The 787-nt window shown below is 51.1% G+C and carries 9 tRNA genes; all 9 read right to left on the reverse strand.

The features are described 5' to 3' along the window. Position 1: 1 nt before the first annotated feature. A tRNA-Pro gene (locus N8M09_RS10830) sits at positions 2 to 75 on the reverse strand. Positions 76 to 90: 15 nt separating this feature from the next. Beyond that, positions 91 to 164: transfer RNA gene (locus N8M09_RS10835), tRNA-Arg, on the reverse strand. 9 nt (positions 165 to 173) lie between these two features. After that, positions 174 to 259: transfer RNA gene (locus tag N8M09_RS10840), tRNA-Leu, on the reverse strand. A 7-nt stretch (positions 260 to 266) separates the two neighbouring features. Further along, positions 267 to 338: transfer RNA gene (locus N8M09_RS10845), tRNA-Gly, on the reverse strand. Between the two features lie 22 nt (positions 339 to 360). Further along, a tRNA-Thr gene (locus tag N8M09_RS10850) sits at positions 361 to 433 on the reverse strand. Between the two features lie 18 nt (positions 434 to 451). Then, positions 452 to 533, reverse strand: a tRNA-Leu gene (locus tag N8M09_RS10855). A 5-nt stretch (positions 534 to 538) separates the two neighbouring features. Next, positions 539 to 611: transfer RNA gene (locus N8M09_RS10860), tRNA-Lys, on the reverse strand. 24 nt (positions 612 to 635) lie between these two features. Continuing rightward, positions 636 to 708, reverse strand: a tRNA-Asp gene (locus N8M09_RS10865). Between the two features lie 2 nt (positions 709 to 710). Then, a tRNA-Val gene (locus tag N8M09_RS10870) sits at positions 711 to 783 on the reverse strand. Between the last annotated feature and the right edge of the window lie 4 nt (positions 784 to 787).

Genomic DNA, 787 nt, shown 5'->3' on the forward strand with positions numbered 1-787 from the left:
ATCGGGAAGACAGGATTCGAACCTGCGACACCTTGGTCCCAAACCAAGTACTCTACCAAGCTGAGCTACTTCCCGAGTTAAATAGAAAAATGCACCCTAGAGGAGTCGAACCTCTAACCGCCTGATTCGTAGTCAGGTACTCTATCCAGTTGAGCTAAGGGTGCTCTATATTATGCCGAGGACCGGAATCGAACCGGTACGATCGTTACCAATCGCAGGATTTTAAGTCCTGTGCGTCTGCCAGTTCCGCCACCCCGGCCTCTCTAAGCGAACGACGGGATTCGAACCCGCGACCCCCACCTTGGCAAGGTGGTGTTCTACCACTGAACTACGTTCGCACTGTTTTCTTCTATCTAAAAATGCCGGCTACATGACTTGAACACGCGACCCTCTGATTACAAATCAGATGCTCTACCAACTGAGCTAAGCCGGCTCATTTATTATATCTTAATGCGGGTTAAGGGACTTGAACCCCCACGCCGTTAAGCGCCAGATCCTAAATCTGGTGCGTCTGCCAATTCCGCCAAACCCGCAGATATGACCCGTACTGGGCTCGAACCAGTGACCCATTGATTAAAAGTCAATTGCTCTACCAACTGAGCTAACGAGTCTAAAATAACTTGCGTTATCTTAAACGGTCCCGACGGGAATCGAACCCGCGATCTTCGCCGTGACAGGGCGACGTGATAACCGCTACACTACGGGACCTTTGGGAGTTAACGGGATCGAACCGCTGACCCTCTGCTTGTAAGGCAGATGCTCTCCCAGCTGAGCTAAACTCCCTAGA

It is taken from the genome of Streptococcus mitis (assembly GCF_946190375.1).
GTDB classification, from domain to species: Bacteria; Bacillota; Bacilli; order Lactobacillales; family Streptococcaceae; genus Streptococcus; species Streptococcus mitis_CJ.